This window comes from Mycobacterium sp. Root135, assembly GCF_001426545.1.
Lineage (GTDB): Bacteria > Actinomycetota > Actinomycetes > Mycobacteriales > Mycobacteriaceae > Mycobacterium.
On record NZ_LMEZ01000004.1, the window covers coordinates 310,348 to 335,681 of the forward strand.

A 25,334-nucleotide genomic window follows, 5' to 3' on the forward strand; every position below is an offset into this window, starting at 1 on the left:
CTACGCGGGTTCGGGAGGCATCCGCTCGCGCAGGCTGTCGTAGATCGGCGGTGACCCCAGCAGCTCGGCCGCCAGCACTGCTGCTGCGGTCGCCGCAAGCATCGGCACCAACACCGACGTCGTGGCCGTCATCTCCACGACGAGCACGATCCCCGTCACCGGAGCTCGGACCGTGGCGGCGAAGAACGCCGACATCCCCACGATCGCCATCGGAATGGCAAGCGACGCATGGCTTCCCGGCAAGAAGGCGTCGACGCAGCCGGAGAACAGCACACCCCACAGTGTGCCAACGGCCAGCAGCGGCGCGAACAACCCGCCGGGGACGGCCGCGGCATAGGACAGCGGACCGGCAAGGAACCGCAACGCCAGGAAGCCGACGACGACGGAGAGCTCCAGACTCCGCCCGCCGAGGATCGACTGGTTCAGGTCGTCACCGCCACCGGTGGCCAACGGTTGCACGAACATCAGCAGGCCGATCACCGCACCGATGACGGCGGCCTTCGCGACCGTCGGTATCCGGGGCACCAGCCCAACGTGGTCGACGAAGCCCAACACCAGTCGGTTGTAGAAGACACCGAGACAGCCGGTGGCCAACCCGAAGACGACGAACAACGGCAGCCACCCCAGGCCGGGTGAATTCACCTCGGGCAGGGTGAAGTCGGGGTGATCGCCGACGACGAGCCGTGCACAGCCGACGCCTGTGGCAGCCGCGAAGGCCGTCGCGAGGACGGTTTGCAGACGGAAGCCCTTCGTCACCTCCTCGAGGGTGAAGAGGACTCCACCGATCGGAGCGTTGAACGCCACGGCCAGGCCGGCGCCGCCCACCGCCGTCTGCAGCATCCGGACCGTCTCGTCGCCGAGCCGGGCGCACCGTGCGACGGCGGCACCGATCGCGGCACCCATGTGCACGGTCGGTCCCTCCCGGCCAAGAACCAGACCCGAGCCGATGCCCAACACACCGCCGACGAACTTGGCGGGAAGCAACCGCAACTGCGGCTGTGCGGCATCGCCGCGGAACACCGCCTCGACGTGCGGGATGCCGCTGCCCGAGGCCAACGGCTGCCACCGCACGATCAACGCGGCGAGGGCGGCCCCGAGGGCGGTGGCCGCCATCGGGACGAGCCAGCCCGGACCAGCCAGCCGATGTGCCCAGTCGGACAGGTCGATTCGCAGGGCGTCGGCATACTCCAGACACCACCGGAACGCACCACCGACGAATCCGATGAAGGCACCCGCCACGATGGCGACCGCACAGACGACCACCGACCCCTGCACGCCGTCGTGGGCATGCTTCGGGTCTGGACTGGACGTCGTCATCGGTATCCCACCTGTCGTGGACCCGCGTGGTGGGCGGGCCCGGTGCGGATACGCAAGCAGTTCCGAGAGCCGATCGTCAAACGGAGGCGGCGTCTGTCAGGCCGCCTTAGCGCCGCGCCGGCCGAGCACCTCCTCGTAGTGGCCGAGGAGCTGATCGCAGACCGCGGGCCAGGTGCGAGTCAATACGCTGCGCCTGGCCGCGGTCGAATAGCGCTGCCGCTCGGAGAGGAGATGGTCGACGGCACCGGGCAGCCGGTCGGAGAACTCGTCGACCCCCAACAGCAGCCCGGTGTGCATCGGCGTCACCAAGTCACGCGGGCCACCGGCGTCGGGGGCGACGACGGGGACGCCCGACGCCATCGCCTCCTGCACGGCCTGGCAGAACGTCTCGTGCTCGCCGGCGTGGACGAATACGTCCATGCTGGCGTACGCGGCGGCCAGCTCGTGACCGTAGAGCGCCCCGGTGAAAACTGCTGACGGCATGAGCATTTCGAGCTTCCCGCGGTCGACGCCATCTCCGACGACGACCAGTTGAAGGTCGTCGCGTCTGGCCAGTACCGCAAGCCGCTCGACGTGCTTCTCCGGTGCCAACCGTCCGACGAAGCCCACGATCGGCTTGCCTGCCGGTGACCACGCCGACCGCAGCGCGTCGTCGCGTGCCGACGGAACGAAGCCCGTGACGTCGACGCCCCGACCCCAATGGTGCACGCGCGGAACGTGATGCGCGACGAGGTTCTCGATCGCCGAGGTGGACGGTGCGAGCGTCCGGTCGGCCTTGCCGTGGAGGTGACGGGTCCACGCCCACGCCGCCCGTGACATCACCCCCGCGCCGTAGCTCTGGGCGAAACCCGCGACGTCGGTTTGGAACACGGCCACCGTCGGCACGTCCAGGTGCCGGGCGGCCAACAGTCCGCCGTACCCGAGCAACGCGGGCGAGGCCAGGTGGACGACGTCCGGCTGGAAACCGCGCAGCACGCCGACCATCCTCGGACGCGGCACCCCGAGGGGTAGGGAGGTGACCTTGGGGAACATCTTCGACGGCACCCGGTGGACTCGAACACCGTCGTGGACCCGGTCGGCGGGCGGCTGACCGTGTGGGGTGTCCGGAGCGATGACGAGTGCTTCGTGGCCCGTCCTTCGGAGATGCTCGATCACCCGGAGTACCGAGTTGCTGACTCCGTTGACATTCGGGAGGAACGACTCCGCGACTATTGCAACGCGCACCCCAGAAGGCTGACAGCTCCGGTTGTACTGGAGGTTGCGCGCGGGGATACGACGCGCGAAGACTGGCAACTGCCTCATAATGCGTGAATGCGAAGCAAGCTCGTCGTCGTCGTGGCCGCCGTCGCGCTGAGCCTCGTCTGCGCGGTGAGCGGATGCACCCGCGCGGTCAGCGGCACCGCCCTTGGTGATCCAAACCCACCGCGTGTCGCGGTGACTGAGGATGCGTTCGGCATCCGCGCCGGTCTGGAAGATGCACCCGTGCAGCTGGAGATCTACACCGAGCCGCAGTGCACCCACTGCGCGGATCTACAGCACGACTTCGGCGACCAGTTCGCGTACTACATCGGCACGGGTCAGCTCGCGGTCACCTACCGGCCGATGACGTTCCTCGACACCCCCGACACCGACGGCCACTCCGCCCGGGTGGCCAACGCCATGTTCGTCGCGGCCACCCCCGGCGGCGAAGTCGCCACCACCGGACGGCAGTTCCAGCACTTCGTCGAACAACTGTGGGCCCACCAGGAGCCCGGCGGCACGGGACCCGACGACTCGAAGATCGCCGACTTCGCCCGCGCCGCGGACGTCCCCGCCTTCCAAGTGCGCCAACTCGAATCCGGCGCCACCGAGAAGAGTTCGTCGGATCTGGCCGACATGGAGTCGACGAACTTCGAATTCCTCTACGAGGTCGACCCGCTGAACACCGGCACGCCAACGGTTTTCGACCTCAACGCCGGCGAGAAGCTCGACATCTACGAGGACGACTGGCTGACCAAGATCATGGAGTCCTGACGGTCCAGCCGACGCTGTAGAACCGCCAGCCCACCGAGGATGGCCGCGGCGGCCAACCAACCGAGAACCGCGATCGACGCGGCGGGAATGATCGCCAGTGACGCGTTGCGGTCTTGCACGCGAACGAGATCGGGATTGGACCTGTCGTACTCGACGTAGATTCGCATGCCGGTGTCCAACTCCGACGGGTACAGCACGCCGAGTTCGGGCCGGTAGGTGACGCGGTCGGGGGTGACGAATTCGATGGTCGACCGGCGTGGGCCTGCGTCGAGGACTTCTGCGGCAGCCACGCCCATGTCAGCCTCGATCTGGCGATCGTTGCGCCACGCGCCGAGCACCAGCAGGACCGACTGCAGCGTCACCAGGCACGCCACGATCACGACGCCGATCCGGACCCGGCGGATGATGCGCTGCGCGCGCGTCTCGCTCGGATCGCCGTACAGGTGTGGAATCAGCCCCTGCCACAACGCCTTCAGGTACCGCACCAGCTGGTCGACCGCCGTCCTCACAGCGCTGCTCTGATCGATGCGTGCAGCGCCCGTAGCGACGAGCGGTCGGCCTTCACCTCCAGAACGCGCATACCGTCGACGCGTTGGTCGAGCTCGGCGGAGAGGCCGTCCAGCTCCACTTGCCTGCACTCGACGTGATAGGCGCGGCACAGTGCGCCGACGTCGACGTCGTGCGGGGTTCCGAAGACGCGCGAGGACACGTCGGAGAACCTCTGGTCGCCCTGTTCGAGCAATTCGAAGATGCCGCCGCCGTTGTCGTTGGACACCACGATGGTCAGGTTCTCGGGGATCGGTTCGGTGGGACCGATCAACAGTCCGGAGCTGTCGTGGACGAACGTCAGGTCACCGATGAGGGCGACCGTGCGGCCCCCACCGGCGCGGTCATGCGCCAGTGCCGCCCCGATCGCCGTCGACACCGTGCCGTCGATGCCCGCCACGCCACGGTTGGACCGGACCTTGATGCCGTGGGCGTCCAGCCCGACCAGCGCCGCGTCGCGCACCGGGTTGGAGGCGCCGAGTACCAGCTGATCACCCGGGCGCAACCCGTCGGCGACGGCGGCCGCGACGTGCAGACCGGTGGTCAGCGGGTGGGCCTTGAGCTGGGTGCGGACCGTCGCGACGGCGTGGGCGTTGGCGTCCGCGCAGCGGCGCAGCCAGCCCTCGTCGGGCGTCCCGGTGACCACCGCGCGAGTCCCGGTCGCCTGCGAGTTGCCCGACACGTCGGGCCATCGCGGGCCGGTGGTCAGGGCGAACACCGGCACCGACGAGTCGGCCAGCAGCGCCGACACCCCGCGGTGCAGCGTGGGCCGGCCCAACATGATGACCTGGCGAGGCTTCAGGGACGGGAGCGCCAAGGGGTGCAGCGCGTTCTCCGTGGGCGGCGCGGTGGGTTCGGCGACCGTGGGCAGTCCGGCCAGGTTCGGGTGGACGCCGGCACCGTGGCCGGCGATCACGACCGTGTCGGGGGTGACGTCGACGTCCAACGGCTGGTCGAACGTGACCGGCGGCGTGTACGTCCACGGCCGCCCGTCGGGCCTGCCGGCCGGGGCGTACTCGGCCGCCTCGTCAACGCCGGGCACCAGCGGTTCGCGCAGCGGGACGTCGAACTGCACCGGTCCAGCGTTGGCACTACGAGAACCCTTGGCCGCCACCAATACTCGGCACGTCGCCGAGCGCCACTGGGCGTTCAGCGCCGCCATCGTCTCGGTGGCACCCTCGGCCAACCCGAGGCTTATCGTTGCGCGGACCTGGGTGCCGAAGTAGCCCAGTTGTTCCATCGTCTGGTTGGCGCCCGTGCCGAGGAGGTCATAGGGCCGGTTGGCACTCAGCACGACCAGCGGCACACGGGCGTAGTTGGCCTCCACCACCGCGGGGCCGAGGTTGGCGACCGCCGTACCCGAGGTCATCGCCACGCAGACCGGCGAGCCGGAGGCGGCCAACCCGATCGCCAGGAACCCGGCGGTGCGCTCGTCGATGCGCACGTGCAGCCGCAGCCGTCCGACGCGGTCCGCGTCGTGCAGGGCGAACGCCAACGGAGCGTTGCGCGAACCAGGACACAAAACGACGTCTCGGACGCCGCCGCGGATCAATTCGTCGACGACGATGCGTGCCTGGATCGTCGACGGGTTCACTCTGACAGCCTGTCATACCCCCGCGGCGAAGAATTCGAGCATGGCGGCGTTGACGACGTCGGGACGCTCGATGAATCCGAGGTGCCCGGTATCGGGTATCTGCAGGTAGCGGCCGTTGGGCAGGGCGTCGGCGACCTCACGGCCGAGGTGCGGCGGCAGCACCACGTCGTCGGCGAACCCGATCACCAGGGCAGGCGCCGTAATGTTCCGGTAAGCAGGCAGCCGGTTGCCCTCCGGTCGGATTCTCAGCTGGCTGCGCAGGCCAGGAGTCGTCTTCGTCGGCCACATCGTGAACATCTCGATCCAGTCGCGCACGGCGGCCTCGTCGTTCAGCGTCTTGGGCGAGAAACTCTCCAGGAGCCGCAGCTTCGCCTCGAACTTGGGCGGCAGCTCGACGCCCGCCTGCAGGAATTCGTATTCGGCGGCGCTGAAGAACTCCCGGGTGCGGTCCTCGCGGCCGCGGGTGGCCATCAACACCGCGGCGGACACCAGGTCGGGCCTGGCCAGCATCAATTCTTGAGCGATGAACGACCCCATCGACACGCCGACCACCCGAACGGGGCCCGCGTCGAGCTTCTCGATCATCTTCGCGGTGTCGAACACCACCTGTTCGGTGGTGAAGCCCTGCGCGTTCTCCGTGGCGCCGATACCGCGGTTGTCGAACGTGATGATGCGATAACCGGCCCGCTGGAACGCGGGAACCTGATGGAGATGCCACGTCCGGCCCGCTCCCCCGCGGCCGGAAATGAACAGGACGGGCTCTCCCGAGCCGCGGTCGTCGTACGCCAGATTCACCCGGCCGACCCTACTTGGGGCGGTGTGGGGTGTCCCAACTGCCGCAGGTCGGCGCGAGCCTCTGGGCGGTCATCCGAATGAGGCGCTATGCGCATTTTCTGCATCAGGGTCGTGGGTTGCGGTCCGCGGCCCGGACGCGCGACCGTGGTGCAGAAAACGGCCGTAGGACGCGGTTCGGGACACCCAAGCGGGAGTCCCGGCGCTCAGGGTTTCATCAGGTCGCGGCCCATCATCGCGATCTGGATCAGTTCTCCGAGGACAGCAGCGGGTAGCAGGCCCTAATCCGATCGACCCACCATTGGCGCCGGTCCGGCGACGCGGCCAGACCGGACAGCCGCGCCGGGTCGGGCGCCACGGCTCCGACCGGCAGCCGACCGTCCACGGCCGGCGCAGGGTCGACGACGTCCTCGACGAACAGACCGCCGGTGCCGAGCCCGCAGGCGTACCGCAATTCGGGCAGACACGCCGCGGCCAGCAGGCCCCGCGCCATGCCGACCGCCGAGTCCAGCGCACTGGACACCACGATCGGAACGTCGATCTGGCTGGCGATGTGCAGCAGCGGCGCGACACCACCGAGCGGGGCAACCTTCACCACTGCCACGTCGGCGGCACCGGACTTCACGACGTGCAATGGGTCCTCGGCCTTGCGGATGCTCTCGTCGGCGGCCACCGGAACGTCGACCAGCGCTCGCACCTCGGCCAACTCGGCCACCGTCGCGCAGGGTTGCTCGACGTACTCCAGCGTGCCGTCGGCGGTGAGGGCCGCGCAGGCCGCCACCGCCTCTGCGACCGTCCACCCGCCGTTGGCGTCGACCCGGACCAGCGGCACCCGCTCGCGGACGGCGTTGACCCTGGCGACGTCCTCGGCGAGGGTCTGCCCCCGCTCGGCGACCTTGACCTTGGCGGTGCGCGCACCGGGGAAGCGGGCCAACACCTCGGGCACCCGGGCCACCGGTACGGCGGGGACGGTGGCGTTGATCGGGATCCACTGCCGCAGCGGCGTTGGCGGTGCGACCCAGGCCGCCTCGACCGCCGAGGCCAACCAATACGCCGCCTCGGCGGGCTCGTACTCGACGAAGGCACCGAACTCACCCCAGCCGGCGGGGCCCTCGATCAAGGCGACCTCACGAACGTCGATGCCGCGGAAGCGAACTCGCATCGGCAACGAGACGACGTGCATGCGCTGCAGCAGATCGTCAAGGGTGGGCGTCATCCGCCCGCCTTCAGGATGGCCTCTGCCGTGCGGCGCCCACTGACCAGTGCACCTTGGATCGAGGCGGTGTCGCGGTGGTCGCCGCACACCCATGCGCCGTCGTCGGTGCGCACCGGGCGGCGGACGGCCAACGGCGCCGACTGCTCGGGCAGCGCGCGGGGCACCCGATGCCGCACCAGCAGGCTCCATCGCGTCGCGTCGGCGCCGAGGATGCCGGCCGCGTGGGCGCGGGTGACAGATTCGTCGGGCGCCGTGCCGTCGGCGGCCATGAGCGCCGACGCCGCGATCAGGTGCCGGCCCGCGGGCGCATAGCTGGGCGCGGCGGCGCTGATCACCGAGGTGTTGAGCACCGGGCCACGGGGATTCACCCGACCGTCGACCCACAGCATCGGCGGTCCTGGCGGTACCTCGTCGGCCGCCCACCAGTCGGTCACCACGCCGTGCATCGGCGGGGCGGTGACCCCGATCAGGCCGGCCGCCGCAACGGCGTCGGTGGCGACGACGACGTGCCGGGCCCGAATGACGTGAGTACCGTCGCTTGCCTGCCAGCCGGCCGCGGACTTGGCGAGCTCGGTGACGTTGCGCTGCAACGTGATCGAGTCGCCGAGACCGGCCGCGAGCTGTCGGGGCAGGGCCTGCATGCCCTCGGTGGGCAGGGCGGGGACACCGAGGACGAACATGCGAATCAGCAGCAGCGCAAAGGCATTGGACGTGACGCCGTCGTCTTCGAGGAGCACGCCCGCCAGGAACCGATCGATTACCCGCCGCAGTTCCCCGGAGACGCCGGCGCGGTCCAGCGCCGCCCGCAGCGAGGTGTCGCCGTGACCGGCTGCCTTCAGCCGATTCGGCCGCAGCGCGCCAGCCGCCCAGCGCGCGACCGCCACGACGTCCCTTGGGCCGAGGCCGCCGCTCGCCAGCATCGCGGGCACCTTGGTCGGCGAACGCAGCGGATGTACCCACACCGCGGAGCCGGTTTCGCGGCGTACCGCGACACCCGCACCGAACGGTTGCAGACGCAACGCCGCCACGTCGGTGGCGTGCTCGAGCTCGGGGTAGGCCGGGTTGAGCACTTGAAACCCGCGGTCGCACAGGAAGCCGTCGACCACGTCGGTGCGGATCCGACCGCCCACGTCGTCGGAGGCCTCCCAGACGCGCACGTCGCGGCCGGCACTGCGAAGCACGGCGGCGCAGCGCAGGCCGGCAAGGCCAGCGCCGATGATCAAGACGTCGGTGTCGTCCACTGCTCGAAACCTACACTCGGGTGATGCCACTCATCGAGGTGTCGACGTATCAGCGGTGGATCGAGAACGTCGCGGACCGCATCGACCCTCTCGTCGCCGCCTCCAAGCCCTACCTCGACGGGTTGGACAACCTTCCGGGCGACGGCCGCTTCCTCCTCGTCGGCAACCACACGCAGGCGGGCACCGAAGCCCTGCTGATTCCGTACGTGGTGCGACGCCAGATCGGCATCCGGGTGCGGCCGCTCGCCGACCGCAGGTTCGGCAACGTCAAGGGCGTGCCCGCAGACCTCTTCGCCGCCGCGGGGGCGGTGATCGGGACGCCGGAGACGGCGCGCGAACTCATGACCGCCGGGGAGCCGATCCTGGTGTTCCCCGGCGGCGGGCGCGAGGTCGGAAAGGCCCGAGATCAGCTGTACACGCTGATGTGGCAGGGCCGCAACGGGTTTGCCCGGCTCGCAGTGGAGCACGACTATCCGATCGTCCCCGCCGCCCTGGTGGGAGGCGACGACGTCTACCACGTACTCACCACCAGCGACGGTCGCTGGGCACGGTGGTCCAAGCCCCTCGCCGAACGCCTGACCGGCACCACGGACATGGGGATGCCCCTGGTGCGCGGCATCGGACCGACCATGATCCCGCGGCCACAACGCACGTATCTGCGCTTCGGCACGCCGATCGACACCACCCGACCCAAGGGCGCGGACGCCGAGACGTGGACCGCCACGGTGCGCGAGCGGGCCAAGGCCGCACTCGAGGGTGAGCTGGCCGCACTGCTGGAGATCCGCTCGGGCGATCCCTACCGTCAGCTGGCGCCTTGGGCGCGCAGCGCCGCCGCCTCGCCCTAGACCTTTTAGACCTTGCGGCCGGCCTTCTCCCAATGTGGTTGGCGCAGATCCTTCTTCAGGATCTTGCCCGTGGGATTGCGGGGCAGCTCATCGACGACGTCGACGGTCTTGGGGCACTTGTAGGCGGCCAGCCGCTCCCTGGCGTAGGCGATGATCTCCGCCTCCGTGGCCTCCCCCTCAAGGGAGACGACGGCCTTGACCGACTCGCCCCACCTCTCGTCGGGGACGCCGATGACGGCGACCTCGGCAACGGCGGGATGTTCGGCGATGACCCGCTCGACCTCGATCGAGTAGACGTTCTCGCCGCCGGTGATGATCATGTCCTTGAGCCGGTCCTCGACGAAGATGTAGCCCTCGTCGTCGACCCTGCCGATGTCACCGGTGCGGAACCATCCGTCGTCGGTGATGGCCTCCTTGGTGGCGTCGGGCTTGTTGTGATATCCCTTCATCAATTGCCTTGACTTGAACCACAATTCGCCCTGCTTACCCTGTTCGACGTCCTCAAGGCTGTCCGGATCCACGACGCGCACCTCGGCACCGGGGACGACCCGGCCGGCGCTGCCCATGCGCTCCTCGTTGCCGTTGCGGTGATCCTCCGGTGCCAGCAGGCTGATGACGCCGCCTACCTCGGTCAGCCCGTACGCCTGGATGAAGTCGGTGTCCGGCCACGCCTCGAGCGCCTTGCGCAGCAGCGGCAGCGGCATCGGCGACGCGCCGTACCCGTAGGTCTTGAGCGCGCTGAACAACTTGACCGCGTCCTCACCGGACTCCAGCACCTTGGCCAACACTGCGGGCACCAGGAAGGTCCGGTTCGCCCCGGCGAAGATTCCGCCGGCCAGTTGCGCGCCGTCGACGTCGCGCGTCATGTAGCTCGCCACCCCGGTGTGCAGCCCCAGCTGCATGTACGACGACCCGCCGACGTGGAACAGCGGCATGGCGACCAGGTTCTTGTCGCCCTCGTCGAGCTCCCAGCCTGCGAACGCGCTCTCGGTGTGTGCGATCAGGTTGGCCTGCGTCAGCGACACGCCCTTGGGCCGGCCGGTGGTGCCGGAGGAGTACATGATGATCGCGACGTCGTCGGGCTCGACGTCCTCCGACCGCTCGACCGGGCTCGCCGCGGCCAGCATCGCCTCGTACTCGTCACCGTCGCCCCCGTCGGCCGTCACCTCTACCACGCGCTCGACGTGGGTCAGCTTGTCCCTGATCTTCTCGACGCCCGGCTTGAGCTCCGCTCCGACGATCAGCACCTTAGCGCCCGAATCGTTGAGCACGTAGTCCAGCTCGTCGGCGGCGAGCCGGAAGTTGACGATCGCGGTCGCCGCACCCAAAGACGCTGCGGCCAAGGTGGTTTCCACACACGCCGGGTGGTTCTTGTCGAGGAACGCGACCACGTCACCGCGGTTGACCCCCAGCTCGGTCAGAGCTCCCGCCAGGTGCCGGATGCGGTCGTACCACTGCGACCAGGTCCAGGTGCGGTCCTTGAAGGTGACGGCTTCGTCGTCGGGCTTGGTCTTGGCCCAGTGAGCGGTGCGTTCGTCGAGGAAGCGAGGTGTTGGCAACTCTGACATGAGCGCCAGCGTGCCATGACGACCCGACCGCTAGCCGGATTTCGAATAAACGCGCCGCCCGGCCAGGTACGTCGCGCGGACGTCCAGGTCGGCGATCGTCGCCGGCGGCACCGCACGCGGATCGGCCGAGAGCACCACCAGATCGGCGTACTTGCCCACCTCCAACGAGCCGATGACGTCGTCGGAGAACAGCTGCCACGCCGCATCCAACGTCTGCGCCCGGATCGCCTGGTCGACCGTCAGCCGCTCCTCCGGCCCGAGCACTCGCCCGCTCGGAGCCACACGGGTGGCGGCGACGCTGATGTTGCGCAGCGGCTCCTCCGGCGTGACGGGCGGGTCGTTGTGCAGCGAGATGCGCATGCCGGTGGCGACGGCGGAGCCGGCGGGCATCCACCGTGACCCGTGTTCGGGCCCGAACAGACCGTCGACGAGGACGTCGCCCCAGTAGTGGATCTGGTCGACGAAGATGCTGCACGTGACGCCGAGGTCGTGGGCGCGTTGCAGCTGTTCGTCCGTGATGGCGCCGACGTGCTCGAGCCGCAACCGGTGATCCTCGCGCGGATGATCTTGCAGCGCTTGGGAATACACGTCGAGGATGGTGTCGACTCCGGCGTCGCCCTGCACGTGGCAGGCCATCTGCCACCCCAGCGGAAAGTAGGCGGCGACGATCTCGGTGAGCTGCTCGCGGGTGTAGTTGGCGTGCCCGCAAGATCCCGGCGTCACCCCGATCGAACGAGTGGCTGCGGTGTCCAGATACGGAAACGACAGGTCTATGTTCCCGATCCACGGCGACCCGTCGACCCAGATCTTGATGCCGACCTGACGGACGACGTCGTCACCGTTGTCGAGCACCTCGGTGGTCGACATCGCGGCGGTCGACATCTCGTAGGTGCGCAGCCGCACGGTCAGGTCGTCGTGCAGGGCGTCCAACGCCGGCCGGAACATCGGGTCGAAGGCCATCTCCGAGCACGTCGTCAGACCGGCCTCGTTCAGCCGCCCGCATTCGGCGAGCAGCATCGCCGGGTACCCGGCCGGGTCGATGGCACCGCCGATCAAGGGGAACACCGCGCCCGTCTCCTCGGCGGTGCCGTCCAGCTCGCCCGCGGCGTCGCGCCCGAACTTCGCGCCCTTCGGATCGGGAGTGTCGCGGTTCAACCCGAGGTTGCGCGCGGTCACCGAGTTGAAGAACGCCTTGTGACCCGAGTTGTGGATGATCACCAGCGGCGTGCCGGGGGCCATCCCGTCCAGCCAGGCCAGCGTCGGCTCGGGCAACCCGACCTGAAGCAGCGGATCCCACCCGTTGAGGTAGGCGCCCGAATCGCCGCGGGCGGCCACCTCGGCCCGGATGGCGGACAGGACCCGATCCGCGTCGCCCATCGTGACCGGTCGAACGTCGACGATGCGATCGGCCAGCACGATCGCCTCCATCAGCGGGTGCCCGTGCGCCTCGATCAAGCCGGGCATGACGCACCCGTCGGCCAGCTCGACGACCTCGGTGTCGGGTCCGACCCAGCTCTCGACGGCGGCCCGGTCGCCCACGGCGACGATGCGCCCGTCGGCGACGGCGAGCCCACCGGCGGTGGGCATGGCGTCGTCGACGGTCAGGACGGTACCGAAGAAAGCCAGGTCAGCGGGCATCCCGACATCCTCGCAGAGGGCGTCCGAGAATTCGTCGAATCGCCGCCCTCCGAGGGATCGCGCCGCTTAGAAGAACTCGCTGGTGTTGGTCGTGGTGCCGTTGTCGCACTTCACGGTGACGTTCCAATTCTGGAACTTCGGGATCGCCGGCACGATCACCAGGTCGAACGTCGCATTGGCGGGGAGGAAGAAGCTGCGCTGGTAGAAGTCCGAGGTGTAGGTGCACTGCGACGCGACACCGCTGCGGTCGGTGATGTGCGCGGTCAGTCCGCCGAGCCTGGGCTGCCAGGACACCCCTGGGCCTTGCTTCGGCGCTGGCGGCGCTGGCGGCGGCGGAGGCGGGGGTGGCGGTACGGGTTGGGGCACGCTGGTCTGCCTGCGCGAGGCCGCCGCGGCGTTGTCGGTGGCGGCCTGGTCGCGCACCGCGGGGACCACGCACACCTGGTCCCCGCCCCACGCATCGCGCCAGACGAACCCCTGCTTGCACGTGTTCGGTCCGTAGGTGCCGCCGTTGGGCTCCCGGTTCGCCGCGGCGGCAGCGTTCTGCGCCGCCGTCTGACTCCGCACGTCGGGGGTGACGCACACGTGGTCGCCTGCGCGGCCGTCGCGCCAGACGAAGCCCTGAATGCAGGTGTCCGGACCGTAGGGCAACGGATCCGCCGACGCCGGTGCGGTCAGCACCGCCGCCGGGAGTGCCGCGAGTGCGGCCGTTGTCGCGAGTTGTCGAAGCATGATTCATTCCTCCTCGAATGCCCCCGGAAGGGCATGTGCCAGTACATCTGTCGTCGACGCTATTGACGGAGACACCGGCGGGCGCGAGTAGTGCGCTACCCGATTCGAGAAGGGACTCCGCGCGTCAGGCGGTCAACCTGGCGTCGAGGGTGACGGGGACACGTAGCGCCTTCGAGATTGCGCACCCCGAGCGCGCACCCTCCGCAATCGCGTCGAACTGTTCGACGCCGATACCGGGCAGGGTCGCCGTCACGACGAGGTGGATCCCGTCGACGGAGTAGCCGCGTTCGTCGCCACCCATGGTCAGCTCGGCAGTCGTGGTGATCGAGTCGACCGAAACCCCCTGCTGGCGAGCGATATTGGCGAGCGCATGGTTGTAGCACCCGGCGTGGCCGGCCGCAAGCAACTCCTCCGGAATGGCGCCGGGAGCACCTTCGAAGCGACTGGCGAAGGTGTACGGCGTGCTGGGCACCGTGTCGGAGGTGACGGTCTCCAGGGTCCCGGTGCCGTCGAAGAAGGATCCGTTCCATTGCGATTTTCCCGTGACGATCATGTTGCGCTCCTTGCTGTTTGGGTGATGTCGGCGATGTCCGAGCCGAGGTGGTACTCGAGCGGTGTTCGCTGCTGCAATCCCTCGGCGAAGAGTGCCGCGGCGACCGACTGGAAGCCGTCGCGTCGCGCCGCCCCCCAGAACGCGTCCGAGTGCAGGGGGTACTCGGAATCGGGCAGGCGGGTGTACTTGTTCACGAAGGCCTTGATCTCGCCGAGCGCCCGATGATCCCAGCGGGACACCCGGGTGGCGTAGGCGTGCACGAATTCGACGAATCCGGCATCGGGGACCGCGCGGTTGACGTAGCCGTACCGCTCCGCGGTGTCTCCGTCGAAATCCTCTCCGCCCAAGAGGATCTCGAACGCCCGGCCGCGACCGACCAGGGCGGGTAGCCGGCCGGCGGCGCCGCCCCCGGGCACCGCGCCGAACCCCACTTCCATCTGGCCGAGCACCGCCTTCTCACGGCTGGCGAACCGGATGTCGGTGGCCAGCGCGAACTCGCTTCCCGCGCCCCTGGCGATTCCGCGGATCGCGCTGATGGTCACGGCGGACAGCTTGCTGATGCGGACGGTGATGTCCACCCACGCGGCGTATCCGGTCGGGCTTGGCAGCGCCTCGGCGATCTCCGGGTCCGAACCGAGGTCGTAGTGGGCGAGGAAGAAGTCGGGGTCGGCGCTGTCGAACACGACGACGTTGACCGTCGAGTTGGACTCCAACTCGGTCAACAAATCCTTGAGGTCGCGCATCATGTCGGGCCCGATCACGTTGACCGGCGGATTGTCGAAGGTCACCTCCCACAGGGTCGGCGAGTGCGCGGTGACCCGGAGATGGGATGGACGGAAGTCGTCGAGGAAGACCATGGCGCTGACCGTACCACCTAACTAGGATTTTCCTAGTCACCGTCGTCCAGGCGGAGCGTTCGGTTCACGCCACGGACCATGTCGCCCGTCGGCGCCCGAGCTACCCGGGCAATACCAAGCCAGGGCGTAACATCGTCGGGTGGCACGAAAGCAGGTGGAGGACTGGCAGTGCTCGGTGGGCCGCAGCGCGACGATCCTCGGGGACCGGTGGACGCTGCTGATCCTGCGCGAGGCGCTGCTGGGCACCACTCGCTTCGCCGACTTCCAAGCCAACCTCGGCATCGCGCCCGACGTGCTGACCGATCGGCTGTCCACGCTGGTGGAGTACGACGTGATGACCCGCGACACCTATCAAGAGCCAGGTCAGCGCGTCCGCCCTGCGTATCACCTGACTCCCGCGGGACGCGAGTTGCACGTCATCGTCGGCGCGTACCAACAATGGGGCGACAAGCACCTACCGCGACCGGAGGGGCCGACCATGACGCGCCGGGCCATGCGCACCGACCGCCCCGTCCACGTCGCCTTCATCGACGACCTCGGCTACGAGGTCCCAGCCGACGACGTGGCCTCCATCCCCACCGGAAATTGACCATCTCGCTTCATAAGTCCAAGCGATCTGTCAGCGGATGCGGATGCGAATCGGACCACGCCACGTGGCGTCCGGGTCGAGCGCGTCGCCCTTCTGGGTGACGTCGACCAGACCCTCCCTGGCCAGCGCCCGCGCGACGTCACGGGCGTCGTGCATCAGGTCCCGCCAGTCGTCACCGCCGATCGCCCGGGCCGCGTCGGACGGGCAGATGGTCTTGTCCGGTCCACGTTCGCGGGCCAGCTCCAGGATGGTGGTGCGCAGTCGCTGGTTCACGCCCTCCAGTGAAGCCGCAATCCGCGCCCCTTGCCAGGATTTCTGTAACACGTTCTAATCTGGACTCATGAGCGATGCAATGCTGCGCCATCCGATCCACTCCGGCCACCTCACCGTCGGCGCACTGAAGCGTCACCGCGACAAGCCGGTGCTGTTCCTCGGGGAGACCACGCTGACCGGCGGGGAGCTTGCCGACCGCATCAGCCAGTACGTTCAGGCCTTCGAGGCGCTCAACGCGGGCACCGGCGCGGTCGTCGGACTGCTGGCCCTCAACCGGCCCGAGGTGCTGATGATCGTCGGCGCCGGGCAGACGCAGGGATACCGCCGCGTGGCACTACACCCTCTGGGTTCGTTGGACGATCACGCCTACGTGCTGACCGACGCCGGGGTCACGTCGCTGATCGTCGACCCGAATCCGATGTTCGTCGAACGCGCGGTCGGATTGCTCGAGAAGGTGCCGTCGCTCAAGCAGGTGCTGACGATCGGGCCGGTGCCCGCTGAGCTGGCCGACGTCGCGGTCGACCTCAACGCCGAAGCGGCCAAGTACCCGCCGCAGCCGCTCGTCGCCGCCAATCTCGCACCCGACACCGTGACGGGGCTGGCCTTCACCGGCGGCACGACCGGCAAGCCCAAGGGCGTCATGATGACGTCGCAGGCGACCACCACGATGTCGACGATCCAACTCGCCGAGTGGGAGTGGCCGGAGAATCCGAAGTTCCTGATGTGCACGCCGCTGTCGCATGCCGGCGCGGCCTTCTTCCTGCCGACGATCGTCAAGGGCGGGGAGATGGTGGTGCTGTCCAAGTTCGACCCTGCCGAGGTGCTGCGGACCATCGAGGAGCAGAAGATCACCGCGACGATGCTGGTGCCGTCGATGATCTACGCGCTGATGGATCACCCCGATTCGCACACCAGGGACTTGTCGTCGCTGGAGACCGTCTACTACGGCGCGTCCGCGATGAACCCGGTGCGACTCAAGGAGGCGCTCAACCGATTTGGGCCGATCTTCGCTCAGTACTACGGGCAGTCCGAGGCGCCGATGGTCATCACCTACCTGGCCAAGGGCGACCACGACGAGAAGCGGCTCACCTCGTGCGGCAGGCCGACGCTGTTCGCGCGGACCGCGCTGCTCGGCGAGGACGGCGAGCCGGTGCCCCGCGGCGAGGTCGGCGAGATCTGCGTGTCGGGTCCGCTGTTGGCGGGCGGCTACCTGAACAAGCCAGAGGCGACGGCGGAAACGTTCCGCGACGGCTGGATGCACACCGGCGACCTGGCCCGCGAGGACGAGGACGGCTTCTGGTTCATCGTCGACCGCACCAAGGACATGATCGTCACCGGCGGGTTCAACGTCTTCCCGCGGGAAGTGGAAGACGTTGTGGCCGAACATCCTTCGGTGGCGCAGGTGTGCGTGATCGGCACGCCCGACGAGAAGTGGGGCGAGGCCGTCACCGCCGTCGTGGTGCTGCGGCCGGACGCGGCGACCGACGACGCGTCGATCGCCACCATGACCGCCGAGATCCAGGCCGCTGTCAAGGAGCGCAAGGGGTCGGTGCAGTCGCCGAAGCAGATCGTGATCGTCGACTCGGTGCCCGTGACCGCGCTCGGCAAGCCCGACAAGAAGGCCGTGCGCGCGCAGTTCTGGGAGGGTGCGGACCGCCGCGTCGGGTAACGCCTCCCCGGCGAGCAGACACAAAGGGCCCTGAATAGCGCCAATCGTGGGCCTTTTGCGTCTGCTCGCGGGAAAGGGGGTTAAGCCAGGCCGTCGAGGATGCGGTCGAGCAGTTCGCCCGCCATCCGGGCCGCCTGGTCGACGTCGCCCGCGGCGATGTGGTCGAGCAGCACGCCGTGGTCGACGATCTCGACCGGCGCCTCGTGGGTGGTCGCGACGCTGGCGGTGACGGCCTCGACCAGCCCGCGATACAACTCCGTCAGCGTGACGTTGTGCGAGCTGCGGACGACGGCGAGGTGGAATTCGGTGTCGGCGCGGGCGAAGTCGTCGGTGTCGCCGGCCGCCAGGAACGCGTCCCGACGGGCCAGCAGTTCGCGCATCTCCGCGACGTCGGCATCGGTGCGACGGGCCGCCGCGAGCCGCGCGCCCTCCACTTCGAGGCCGCGGCGGACCTCCAGCACCTCGCGTAGCTCCGCGCCGCACAGCCGTCGCAACGCACCGGACACCTCACTGGTCGCCCGCACGTAGGTGCCGTCACCCTGCCGAACCTCGAGAATCCCGGCGTGCGCCAGGGCGCGGACCGCCTCGCGGACGGTGTTGCGGCCGACGCCAAGGGATTCGACGAGGACGGTCTCGTTGGGAATGCGCTGACCGACAGGCCACTCCCCGCTGGCGACCGATTGCCGGAGCTGGTCGATGACCTGGTCGACCAGTCCGGTCCGACGGGCAGTGCTCAAGGGCACAGCAACATCCTTTCAACCAATCATGGGATGTATGGCAATGTAGCAGCGTGCCCAGCGACCAGCGAGACGAACGATCCGAACCTGCGGTGGCGGTTCAACTCGACCAGTCCGCCGCAATTGCACCCGCCGGCGTGCCTCTCGTAGCAGGCGGAACGTTGCTGGCGGTCGCGGTGATCCTGGTGGCCCTCAACCTGCGGCCCGCCGTCACCAGCGTCGCCCCGCTGCTCGGCGACATGCGCGATGAACTGGGAACGTCCGCCACCTGGGCCGGCCTGCTGACGACGATGCCCGGGTTGTGCTTCGCCGCGGCCGGGCTGACCGCACCCCGGCTGTCGAGCCGCTTCGGCCTCGGCCGCGTCATCTCGGCGGCGCTGGTGGTGCTGACCGCCGGCTTGGTGCTGCGGACCGTCGACGGGCCACACGTCGTGATCGGGGCGACGCTGCTGGCGTGTGCCGGAATCGCGCTGATCAACGTCCTGATTCCCGTCGTCATCAAGGGGTCCTTCCCCACCAGGGTCGGCCTGATGACCGGCATCTACACCGCCGCGTTGCAGGGCGGCGGCGCGCTCGGATCGGCCGTCACCCCCGGTCTAGAAGAACCGCTCGGCGGCTGGCGCATGGCCTTGGCGGCATGGGCGGCGATCGCGGTGCTCGCCCTTCTGGCGTGGCTGCCCGCATCCCGTCGACACCGAAGCTCGTGGGCCGTGTCGACCGAACTCACCGGCAAGCCGAGGTCCCTGCTGCGCAGCCGGTTGGCCTGGACGGTGACGCTGTTCTTCGGTTGCCAGGCATTCCTGGCCTACATCGTGATGGGTTGGCTCCCACAGATATTCATCGACAACGGCATCGGCAAGGTGCAGGCCGGGATCCTCGTCGGCCTGGTGTCGCTGATCGGCGTTCCAGTCGCGCTGATCATCTCTCCGCTGGCGGCCCGATCGGCGAACCAGAGCGGATGGATCGTCGCACTCGGCGTCCTCGGCTTCGGCGGTGCGGTCGGCCTGCTGGTGGCGCCCGCCGCAGCGCCGTGGGTGTGGAGCGTGCTGATCGGCGTCGGCATGAGCGCGTTCTCCATCGCGCTCACGGTCATCGCGCTGCGGGCGCGCAACGCCGAGGACACCGCCCAGCTGTCCGGGATGGCGCAGGGATTCGGCTACCTGTTCGCCGGCCTCGGGCCGTTCCTGTTCGGACTGCTGCACGACGTCTCCGACGGCTGGACCATCCCGTTCGCGATGTTCCTCGTGGTGTACGTGGTGCAGATCGTCGCCGGCGCACTGGCGGGCCGGAATCGGTACGTCTGACCCCGCGCGAGCACAATGATGCCGTGACCAACACCCGCGCCGTGCTCTTCGACTTCTCCGGAACCCTCTTCCGACTCGAGGAGGACGACAGCTGGTTCGCCGGAATCCAGGTCGACGAGAAGGCGGTCGACGGCCACGTCCAGGCCGAGCTGATGCGACGCCTGACCGCACCGACGGGTGCGTCGGTCGACATGGACGAAGCCGCCCACCGCGCCTGGACGAACCGCGACCTCGAACCGCATCTGCACCGCGAGGCCTACCTGCACGTGCTGCGCGAATCCGGGGTGGCCGACCACCACGCGAAACGGCTCTACGACAAGGTCGTCGACCCGGCCAGCTGGACGCCGTACCCGGATACCGCCGCCGTGCTCGCCGGCCTGCACCGCCAGGGCATCCGGACCGCGGTGGTGTCCAACATCGCGTTCGACATCAGGCCTGCGTTCGCCCGGCTCGGCATCGCCGACGACGTCGACGAATTCGTGCTGTCCTACGAGGTGGGCGCCGTGAAGCCCACCGCCGAGATCTTCCAGACCGCCCTGTCACGCCTCGGCGTCGCGGCCGGGGACGCGCTCATGGTCGGCGACAGCGAGGAGGCTGACGGCGGTGCCCTGGCGGTGGGGTGTCGCTTCGCCCTCGTCGACCCGGTGCCGACGAACCAGCGTCCGACCGGGCTGATCGAGGCCATCGAGAGTGCCGGTCTCGCGGTCTAGAATTTTGGGTATGACCAGCGACGACGACATTCGGCCGCCCTGGTGGCTCAAACCGATGAACAAGGTCATGATGGCCGCGATGCGGGTGGGCCTGATGCGCGAGGGCCCGATGGTCCTCAGCGTGGTCGGACGCAACTCCGGCACTCCCCGCCCCACGCCGATCACCCCGTTCACCGTCGACGGAAAGCGCTACGTCGTCGGCGGTTTCCCCAAGGCCGACTGGGTGAAGAACCTGCGCGCCGCCGGTGAGGCGACGCTGACGCAGGGCCGCAAGGACGAGCGGGTGCGCGTCGTGGAGTTGTCCGCCGACGAAGCGCGGCCGTTGCTACGCCAGTTTCCCGTCCTTGTTCCGACGGGCGTCAGCTTCATGACCCGCTCCGGGCTGGTGACCGGCCCCAATCCGGACGATTTCGAGGCGCTCGCCGGTCGGTGCGCGGTGTTCCGGTTCGACCCGATGTAGCCCTGGCTACAGTCAACCGGGTGAGTTCTGACAATCCGTTCGACCCGACCGTGTGGCAGCCCGTCAAGGGCTTCGAGCTGACCGACATCACCTATCACCGCCACGTCGTCGACGGCGTCGCGAAGCCGACGGTGCGCATCGCGTTCGACCGGCCGGAGGTGCGCAACGCGTTCCGCCCCCACACCGTCGACGAGCTCTACCGCGTGCTCGACCACGCCAGGATGAGCAACGACGTCGGCGTCATCCTGCTGACCGGCAACGGGCCCTCGGAGAAGGACGGCGGCTGGGCCTTCTGCTCCGGTGGCGACCAACGCATCCGCGGCCGCACCGGCTACCAGTACGCGGCGGGCGAGACGGCCGACACCGTGGACCCCGCGCAGGCGGGCCGGCTGCACATCCTCGAGGTTCAGCGGCTGATCCGATTCATGCCGAAGCCCGTGATCTGTCTGGTCAACGGCTGGGCTGCCGGCGGCGGACACAGCCTTCACGTGGTGTGCGACCTGACGTTGGCCAGCCGGGAGCACGCCCGCTTCAAGCAGACCGACGCCGACGTCGGCAGCTTCGACGCCGGCTACGGCAGTGCGTACCTCGCCAGGCAGACGGGCCAGAAGTTCGCCCGCGAGATCTTCTTCCTCGGCAGGCCGTACACCGCCGAGCAGATGAAGGCCATGGGCGCGGTGAACGAGGTCGTCGACCACGCCGAACTGGAAACCGTTGCGCTGCAATGGGCGCACGAAATCAACGGCAAGTCGCCGCAGGCCATCAGGATGCTCAAGTTCGCGTTCAACCTGCTCGACGACGGACTCGTCGGCCAGCAGGTCTTCGCCGGCGAGGCGACACGGCTGGCGTACATGACCGACGAGGCCGTCGAAGGCCGAGATGCGTTCCTGGAGAAGCGCGACCCCGACTGGTCGAGCTTCCCGCGCCACTTCTAGAGGGGACGCCATGGCCGAGAAGATCGACGAGCACTTCGTCGACGCGGTGGGTGCGCTGACCGCCGGGGCAACCCGGGCCGACAGAGGCGCCCCCATCGTGGCGACGTCGACCCTGACGGTTCGAGACGTCCTCGACCTGTTCGACTCGCAACTCGGCAGCAGGCACCTCGACCTGGCTGCCCGCTGGCTGCGGTCCCGCGGCAAGGGTTTCTACACCATCGGATCGTCGGGGCACGAGGGCAACGCCGCTGTGGCCGCGGCCCTGCGGTACACCGATCCCGCCCTGCTGCACTACCGTTCGGGCGGCTTCTTCCTGCAACGCGCCCGTCAGGTCGACGGCAGCGACCCGCTGCGCGACGTTCTGCTGGGGCTCTGCGCCGCGACCGACGAGCCGATCAGCGGCGGCAGGCACAAGGTGTTCGGCCGCCGCGACCTCAACGTCATCCCGCAGACCTCGACGATCGCCTCGCACCTGCCGCGCGCCGTCGGGGTGGCCTTCTCGATCGGCCGGGCCGCCAAGCTCGGGATCGACACGCCGTGGCCGCGAGACGCCGTCACCGTGTGCAGCCTCGGCGACGCCTCGGCGAATCACTCGACGGCCGTCGGCGCCGTCAACACCGCGACTCATGCCTCCTACCAAGGACTTCCACTGCCCCTGCTGTTCGTCTGCGAGGACAACGGCATCGGCATCAGCACCAAGACCCCGGCCGGGTGGATCGCTGCGAGCTTCGGCAGCCGGGCGGGTCTGGAGTACTTCGCCGCCGACGGTTCCGACGTCGTCGACGCCCACGCGGTGGCGACCCGTGCGGTCGACTGGGTGCGCAAGCACCGCAAGCCGGCGTTCCTGCACCTGCGCACCGTGCGGCTGATGGGGCATGCGGGTTCCGACGTCGAGGCGGCCTACCGCACCCCGGGCGAGATCGCGGGAGACTACGACCGCGACCCGGTGCTCAGAACCGCGGCACTGTTGGTCGAGCACGGCGGCCTGTCCCCCGCCGAGATCCTCGACCGTTACGAGGCCAAGCGCTCCGAGGTCATCGGCCTTGCCGAGGAGGTCGCCGAGCTTCCCCAATTGTCCAGTGCCGCAGCGGTGATGAGGCCGTTGGTAGACGCGTTGGCCGACGCCGTCGCCGCCCGACCGCCAACTGCCGCGTCCGGCGGCGAACCGCTGACCGTCGCACAGTCGGTCAACCGCGCGCTGGCCGACGTGTTGACCGAACACCGGGGGGCGTTGGTCTTCGGCGAGGACGTCGCACGCAAGGGCGGCGTCTACGGCGTCACCCGCGGACTTGCGCAGAAGTTCGGCCCGGCAAGGGTTTTCGACACCATCCTCGACGAACAGGCCATCCTGGGTTTGGCGCTCGGCGCCGGGCTCGCAGGGCTGTTGCCCATCCCCGAGATTCAGTACCTGGCCTATCTGCACAACGCCGCCGACCAGATCCGCGGCGAGGGAGCCACTCTGCAGTTCTTCTCCGACCGGCAGTATCGCAACCCCATGGTGGTCCGCGTCGCCGGTTACGGCTATCAGAAGGGCTTCGGCGGGCACTTCCACAACGACAACGCCGTCGCCGCGCTGCGCGACATTCCCGGCATCGTGATCGCCTCACCGTCCCGGCCCGACGACGCCGCGGCCATGATGCGCACCTGTGCCGCGGCCGCCCACACTGCGGGCACCCTGTGCGTCTACCTGGAACCCATTGCGCTGTACCATGTTCGGGATCTCCACGACGGCGGTGACGACGGGTGGTTGGCCCCGTACCCGACGGAGGCCGTGCCGATCGGCAGCGCCCGCACCTACGGCGACGGGTCCGACCTGACGATCGTGACGTTCGGCAACGGGGTGCCGATGAGCCTGCGGGTCGCGCGTCGTCTCGAGGCCGACGGCATCGCGACGCGGGTCGTCGACCTACGTTGGCTCGCACCGCTTCCCGTCGCCGACGTGGTGCGGGAAGCCAACGCCACCGGCCGCACGCTGGTGGTCGACGAGACGAGGGCCTCCGGCGGCGTCTCCGAGGGCGTGCTCGCCGCGCTGGTCGACAACGGCTACGCGGGTGCGCTGGCGAGGGTGGCCAGCGAGGACAGCTTCATCCCCCTCGGCGACGCGGCGCTGACGGTGCTTCTGTCCGAAAACCAGATCGAAGCGGCCGCCCGCGCCCTTGTCTCCCAACCGATTTCGGCGCGTTAACGTTCACTGAGCGAACGTTTGCGCGCCGAAATCACGCTCCAGCGCGCGCAGGGCCAGCCACGCGGCGGCGCGGTCGTCAGGACTCGCCATCGACAGCCCAGTCAGGTCCTCGACCCGACGAATCCGGTTGGTCAGCGTCTGCCGGTGCACGCCGAGGCGCTCGGCCGCCATCCCCCATACTCCGTTCTGCGCCAAGAACGTCCGCAGCGTGGCCGTGAGGTCGCCATGCGAGCCGTCGCCGTCGCGAAGCGGGTCCAGCACCGCCGCCAGCCGCCCGCCGTCGACCGGGTCGAGCCGGTCGAGCACGTAGGCGACTGTCGGCAGCGCCCGGTAGCGCACGACGTCGCGGCCGTCGGCGACCGCCACCTCGTGCGCTTGGCGGGCCTCGGCCACGCTGCGGGTCAGCACGTCGGTCGGCGCCGGGGTGCCAAGGCCCAGCCGCAGCGGCAGCCGTGGGGCAACGGTGGAGTTCTGCACCCGCTCGGCGAGAGCGTCCGTCTGCTCGTCGCGGACGAAGCCGAGCACCGTGCCGCGCTCCACGGTCACCATGTGCACGGCGCCCAATTCGTCGAGCCACCGAACCACCAGACGCTCCAAGTCGAGCGACCTCGATCGCGCAGTCAGCACGAAGGCGGTCAACGACAGCTCGTGCACCCCCCACCGGCGGAGCAACGCCACGGCGGGGTCGCCGCCTGCGAGCAGCGTCCCAACCATGACCTCGCGCCCCAGCCGCTCGGTACCCGTGTAGTCGTGAGTGCGGAGCACCAGGTCGAGCAGCGCGGCGGCCTGCGACGCAAGGTCACGGCTGCGACTGGTCGAGGCGTTGCGCGAGGAGATGACGAGGTAGCCCGTCAGGTCCTCGTCGGAGCCGACGACGTGCACCTGCAGGCCGCTGTGCCGTAGGCGCACCGGCCGGTGGAACGCCACCGTCACCGCGTCCTTGACGTGCAGGCCGCCTGCACCGGCGGTGGTGATGGTCTGCCCGTGGGCGTCAAGCAGCACCGCCCAGCCGTCGATGCGATGGGCGAGCTGGGCGACGACGGCCTGGGCGCCGCCGCGGCGGGCCACCTGGGTGAGCACCTTGGTGCCCGTGGTGACCAGCCGGTCCTCCGACGCTTGGTCGGCCGCCAGCAGCGCGACGAGCCTGGCGTGCAGCAGCTCCTCGTCGGCTTCGGCCACGACGATCGCGCAAAAGCCCTTGTCGGACAACAGGTCACGTAGTCCGTCGCGGTCTCCCCCGACGACGAGAACCGCGTGGGTCAGCGCCACGGCGTGCTCGCCGCCGGCCAGGATCGTCGACTCGAGTGCCGATGCCGACGCGACCACCAGGGTTGCGTACGACGGATGGCCGACGACGGCGAACTCGTCGAGCCGCACGGCGGCGTCCACCGGCGTCGACGCGTCCACCCGACCGTCGAGGCACAGGTCCCCACCCAGTACGCGGGCGACGGCGGTCAGATCCCGGGACATCTCGTGAGTGTACGAAATGTCGAAACCGCACCGTCACATCCACCAAAATTCACAGTGCTTCCGAGGGCTCATCGTGCCTACGATCACCCC

General features: G+C 69.1%; 24 protein-coding genes. 9 read left to right on the forward strand and 15 right to left on the reverse strand.

Going from position 1 to position 25,334, the window contains the following annotated elements; genetic code table 11:
- Positions 1-1,317 (reverse strand): ClC family H(+)/Cl(-) exchange transporter, encoded by a 1,317-nt coding sequence (locus tag ASD37_RS09150; protein ID WP_056550653.1) that lies wholly within the window; start codon positions 1,315-1,317, stop codon positions 1-3.
- A gap of 96 nt (positions 1,318-1,413) precedes the next feature.
- Complete coding sequence (locus ASD37_RS09155; RefSeq protein ID WP_056550654.1) at positions 1,414-2,541, reverse strand: glycosyltransferase family 1 protein; 1,128 nt, start codon at positions 2,539-2,541, stop codon at positions 1,414-1,416.
- Between the two features lie 87 nt (positions 2,542-2,628).
- On the opposite strand from ASD37_RS09155, the gene ASD37_RS09160 reads away from it, so the two are divergent.
- Complete coding sequence (locus tag ASD37_RS09160; RefSeq protein ID WP_056550655.1) at positions 2,629-3,330, forward strand: thioredoxin domain-containing protein; 702 nt, start codon at positions 2,629-2,631, stop codon at positions 3,328-3,330.
- Here ASD37_RS09160 and ASD37_RS09165 read toward each other — a convergent pair.
- The 5 genes from ASD37_RS09165 to ASD37_RS09185 all read right to left on the reverse strand — a co-directional run bounded on the left by ASD37_RS09165 (position 3,291) and on the right by ASD37_RS09185 (position 8,719).
- Complete coding sequence (locus tag ASD37_RS09165; RefSeq protein WP_056550656.1) at positions 3,291-3,839, reverse strand: DUF3592 domain-containing protein; 549 nt, start codon at positions 3,837-3,839, stop codon at positions 3,291-3,293. The genes ASD37_RS09160 and ASD37_RS09165 overlap by 40 nt on opposite strands.
- Positions 3,836-5,470: a 2-succinyl-5-enolpyruvyl-6-hydroxy-3-cyclohexene-1-carboxylic-acid synthase gene (gene menD / locus ASD37_RS09170; protein WP_056550657.1), complete on the reverse strand. Its 1,635-nt coding sequence runs from the start codon at positions 5,468-5,470 to the stop codon at positions 3,836-3,838. The genes ASD37_RS09165 and menD overlap by 4 nt, the downstream gene beginning before the upstream one ends.
- Before the next feature lie 12 nt (positions 5,471-5,482).
- Positions 5,483-6,265, reverse strand: coding sequence for an alpha/beta fold hydrolase (locus ASD37_RS09175; RefSeq protein ID WP_056550658.1), 783 nt, complete (start codon positions 6,263-6,265; stop codon positions 5,483-5,485).
- Positions 6,266-6,509: 244 nt separating this feature from the next.
- Positions 6,510-7,478 (reverse strand): o-succinylbenzoate synthase, encoded by a 969-nt coding sequence (locus ASD37_RS09180; RefSeq protein ID WP_056551018.1) that lies wholly within the window; start codon positions 7,476-7,478, stop codon positions 6,510-6,512.
- On the reverse strand, positions 7,475-8,719 hold the full coding sequence (locus ASD37_RS09185; protein WP_156720818.1) for an FAD-dependent oxidoreductase: 1,245 nt from the start codon (positions 8,717-8,719) through the stop codon (positions 7,475-7,477). The genes ASD37_RS09180 and ASD37_RS09185 overlap by 4 nt, the downstream gene beginning before the upstream one ends.
- A 23-nt stretch (positions 8,720-8,742) precedes the next feature.
- Here ASD37_RS09185 and ASD37_RS09190 point away from each other — a divergent pair, with 23 nt between their 5' ends.
- The gene (locus tag ASD37_RS09190; RefSeq protein WP_056550659.1) at positions 8,743-9,564 is read left to right on the forward strand and encodes a lysophospholipid acyltransferase family protein; all 822 of its coding nucleotides are present in this window, start codon (positions 8,743-8,745) and stop codon (positions 9,562-9,564) included.
- Between the two features lie 5 nt (positions 9,565-9,569).
- Here ASD37_RS09190 and ASD37_RS09195 read toward each other — a convergent pair whose 3' ends face one another.
- The 5 genes from ASD37_RS09195 to ASD37_RS09215 all read right to left on the reverse strand — a co-directional run bounded on the left by ASD37_RS09195 (position 9,570) and on the right by ASD37_RS09215 (position 14,912).
- On the reverse strand, positions 9,570-11,132 hold the full coding sequence (locus tag ASD37_RS09195; protein ID WP_056550660.1) for a long-chain-fatty-acid--CoA ligase: 1,563 nt from the start codon (positions 11,130-11,132) through the stop codon (positions 9,570-9,572).
- 30 nt (positions 11,133-11,162) lie between these two features.
- Positions 11,163-12,770 (reverse strand): amidohydrolase, encoded by a 1,608-nt coding sequence (locus ASD37_RS09200; protein ID WP_056550661.1) that lies wholly within the window; start codon positions 12,768-12,770, stop codon positions 11,163-11,165.
- Positions 12,771-12,836: 66 nt separating this feature from the next.
- Positions 12,837-13,502, reverse strand: coding sequence for a hypothetical protein (locus ASD37_RS09205; protein ID WP_056550662.1), 666 nt, complete (start codon positions 13,500-13,502; stop codon positions 12,837-12,839).
- A 124-nt stretch (positions 13,503-13,626) separates the two neighbouring features.
- Positions 13,627-14,055, reverse strand: coding sequence for an OsmC family peroxiredoxin (locus ASD37_RS09210; RefSeq protein WP_056550663.1), 429 nt, complete (start codon positions 14,053-14,055; stop codon positions 13,627-13,629).
- Positions 14,052-14,912 (reverse strand): enoyl-CoA hydratase/isomerase family protein, encoded by an 861-nt coding sequence (locus ASD37_RS09215; protein ID WP_056550664.1) that lies wholly within the window; start codon positions 14,910-14,912, stop codon positions 14,052-14,054. Before ASD37_RS09215 ends, ASD37_RS09210 begins: the two co-directional genes overlap by 4 nt.
- A gap of 139 nt (positions 14,913-15,051) precedes the next feature.
- Here ASD37_RS09215 and ASD37_RS09220 point away from each other — a divergent pair, with 139 nt between their 5' ends.
- Positions 15,052-15,501 carry a helix-turn-helix domain-containing protein gene (locus tag ASD37_RS09220; RefSeq protein WP_056550665.1) on the forward strand — a complete coding sequence of 150 codons (450 nt, stop codon included), beginning with the start codon at positions 15,052-15,054 and terminating at the stop codon, positions 15,499-15,501.
- A gap of 30 nt (positions 15,502-15,531) precedes the next feature.
- Here the strand turns inward: ASD37_RS09220 and ASD37_RS09225 are convergent, their stop codons facing one another.
- Positions 15,532-15,774, reverse strand: a complete 243-nt coding sequence (locus tag ASD37_RS09225) for a DUF3253 domain-containing protein (RefSeq protein ID WP_056550666.1) — start codon at positions 15,772-15,774, stop codon at positions 15,532-15,534.
- A 67-nt stretch (positions 15,775-15,841) separates the two neighbouring features.
- Between ASD37_RS09225 and fadD8 the strand changes: the two genes are divergently transcribed.
- Positions 15,842-17,443, forward strand: a complete 1,602-nt coding sequence (gene fadD8 / locus ASD37_RS09230; RefSeq protein ID WP_056550667.1) for a fatty-acid--CoA ligase FadD8 — start codon at positions 15,842-15,844, stop codon at positions 17,441-17,443.
- A gap of 80 nt (positions 17,444-17,523) precedes the next feature.
- Here the strand turns inward: fadD8 and ASD37_RS09235 are convergent, their stop codons facing one another.
- The gene (locus ASD37_RS09235) at positions 17,524-18,186 is read right to left on the reverse strand and encodes a FadR/GntR family transcriptional regulator (protein WP_056550668.1); all 663 of its coding nucleotides are present in this window, start codon (positions 18,184-18,186) and stop codon (positions 17,524-17,526) included.
- An 86-nt stretch (positions 18,187-18,272) separates the two neighbouring features.
- Here ASD37_RS09235 and ASD37_RS09240 point away from each other — a divergent pair, with 86 nt between their 5' ends.
- From ASD37_RS09240 to ASD37_RS09260, 5 genes are read left to right on the forward strand one after another with little or no spacing between them, the layout of a single operon-like run.
- A complete protein-coding gene (locus ASD37_RS09240; protein WP_056550669.1) occupies positions 18,273-19,484 on the forward strand; it encodes an MFS transporter in 1,212 nt (403 codons plus the stop codon).
- 23 nt (positions 19,485-19,507) lie between these two features.
- Positions 19,508-20,194 carry an HAD family hydrolase gene (locus ASD37_RS09245; RefSeq protein WP_056550670.1) on the forward strand — a complete coding sequence of 229 codons (687 nt, stop codon included), beginning with the start codon at positions 19,508-19,510 and terminating at the stop codon, positions 20,192-20,194.
- A gap of 10 nt (positions 20,195-20,204) precedes the next feature.
- Positions 20,205-20,654, forward strand: coding sequence for a nitroreductase family deazaflavin-dependent oxidoreductase (locus ASD37_RS09250; protein ID WP_056550671.1), 450 nt, complete (start codon positions 20,205-20,207; stop codon positions 20,652-20,654).
- Between the two features lie 20 nt (positions 20,655-20,674).
- Complete coding sequence (locus tag ASD37_RS09255; protein ID WP_056550672.1) at positions 20,675-21,589, forward strand: 1,4-dihydroxy-2-naphthoyl-CoA synthase; 915 nt, start codon at positions 20,675-20,677, stop codon at positions 21,587-21,589.
- 10 nt (positions 21,590-21,599) lie between these two features.
- On the forward strand, positions 21,600-23,774 hold the full coding sequence (locus ASD37_RS09260) for a thiamine pyrophosphate-dependent enzyme (protein ID WP_056550673.1): 2,175 nt from the start codon (positions 21,600-21,602) through the stop codon (positions 23,772-23,774).
- A gap of 3 nt (positions 23,775-23,777) precedes the next feature.
- Here ASD37_RS09260 and ASD37_RS09265 read toward each other — a convergent pair whose 3' ends face one another.
- The gene (locus ASD37_RS09265; RefSeq protein ID WP_056550674.1) at positions 23,778-25,244 is read right to left on the reverse strand and encodes a CdaR family transcriptional regulator; all 1,467 of its coding nucleotides are present in this window, start codon (positions 25,242-25,244) and stop codon (positions 23,778-23,780) included.
- Between the last annotated feature and the right edge of the window lie 90 nt (positions 25,245-25,334).